At 43.3% G+C, this 1,722-nt stretch carries 1 protein-coding gene; it reads left to right on the top strand.

Annotated elements, in window-relative coordinates:
- Positions 1 to 429 precede the first annotated feature (429 nt).
- Positions 430 to 1,083, top strand: a complete 654-nt coding sequence (locus tag ACTBDZ_RS17575) for a lysostaphin resistance A-like protein (protein ID WP_438816240.1) — start codon at positions 430 to 432, stop codon at positions 1,081 to 1,083.
- The last annotated feature ends 639 nt before the right edge of the window (positions 1,084 to 1,722 follow it).

The raw sequence follows: 1,722 nt of genomic DNA, 5'->3' as shown, positions 1-1,722 counted from the left end.
TTGAGATTTTTGGCCAGTTCATTAGCCAGAGCCTGCAACTGTTTTTCGTCCATAAAGTAACCTGCTTTTGATGTTGGATTGAACATATCAAAATCAGGCAATTACACAAATTTATGTACAGGCTCGCTCGAAAAGTCATCTGCCACGATGTTAACAACCCTGCTCTCTCTGCTTCGTCAAAGGGTACGTGATTCTTATGGCGACAATCGCGACTAACACGCTGCGCCTGTTGGCTCATAGTGGGGTATCTATCCAACCAGAACCATAATTGTCTTTTTCTAACGAACAGGAGGGCGAATGGTCATTATCTCCTCACTCAACTACGCCATATTAATCGATGCCTTGCGCGCATTGAAGGAAGGTGATATTCGTTACCATGGAAATTAGATTTTACTTACAATGAGATGGTTACATTAACTCAGGGAAGATATGTCACATCATACAGATCGTCTGGAACAATCGCTTTGGTGCTTCGGGTTGCCCGTGCTCTGGTACAGTATTTCAATCTTTACCGGGGTCTGGCTATATCGCGGTATATCGATTAATCCAGCCTACTCGTTAGTTTATTTTTCATTTCTGGCTTTTATTATCATTGTGCCATTCTGGTTTAAGTATACAAAACGGTATGGATTACTCCCTCTCGGGCTTTTTTCCTCTCATTTGATGCTTAAACTCACTTTTGTTCTGCTGCTCATTTTGATGCTGACAAGCATGATGATGCCAAGTGAAGAGCGTTGGGTACAGCAGATGGCTGATTTTTCAAAACAAGGATGGCTGAGTGTTGTGTTGGCGATGATCTTTTTCAGTCCCATCATTGAAGAGATCGTTTTCCGAGGTTTTTTGCTGCAAGGGCTTCTCTCGTGGTTGCCTAATAATCGGCTGGCTTGTTGTCTTCTCGTGTCGTTGATCTTTGCTGCTGCGCATACACAATATACATCCACGGTAACGCTGACTGAGTTAATCGCAATATCATTGCTGCTGTGTTACGCACGCCTGACCAGCAAAGGGCTGCTGATGCCAATATTGACACATATGCTAACCAATTCAGCCATTTTACTGTTCTGGTATGCCTCTACAGTTTGATTCACTTTAAGGCTTGGGTTTCATCCTCACACGAGCAAAGATGATAGTCCTATTTAAACTAAATCGTAAAAAATGCCGCATCCAGCCAAGGATGCGGCGGTTATAATTCAAATATTTTTACAGAGATTCAATACATGCAGTATTTATCGAGTGTGAATCGGAACTCACATCTCCACCATCACTAAGGAGTCCTGAATTAGGGTCGGTGAAGAATATTTTCTTGTGTCCACCGTCAGGTCCTGCCGTTGATGTCCAATAAGTGTTTGACCAACTGGAAGAATAGGCACTCAGCGCCCCCCACTCCCCGTACACATTACCTATGCTTCGAGTACTGAACCCGCTAGAGCTCGTTACATTCGAAACTTCTGATGCGGATGGCAATCTTAAGCCGCGGTTTGAACAAGTGCCAACTGCTGTTATATAAGGGACGATGTTTTTAACATCTGATAACCATAAGTTTAGAGTAAAACTAAACGTGATGGGATATCCCACTCCTGTTTTTGGTGTTCCGGTGATGGTTACCTTATTTCTTGTCCCCTTACCGGCTTTGTTGAATAAATCAGAACTTGTAACGACTGTGCCCCATCGGGTCGATTGTTACGTGATGCGAATACTGTTCGGCATTCCTAATAGCGTGAT

The organism is Symbiopectobacterium sp., assembly GCF_051710365.1.
Classification (GTDB): domain Bacteria; phylum Pseudomonadota; class Gammaproteobacteria; order Enterobacterales; family Enterobacteriaceae; genus Symbiopectobacterium.
This window is presented reverse-complemented; position numbering and strand designations above follow the sequence as displayed.

Coding starts and splice junctions, on each gene's coding strand:
- ACTBDZ_RS17575 (WP_438816240.1), top strand. CDS start 430: ATGTCACATCATACAGATCGTCTGGAACAATCGCTTTGGTGCTTCGGG.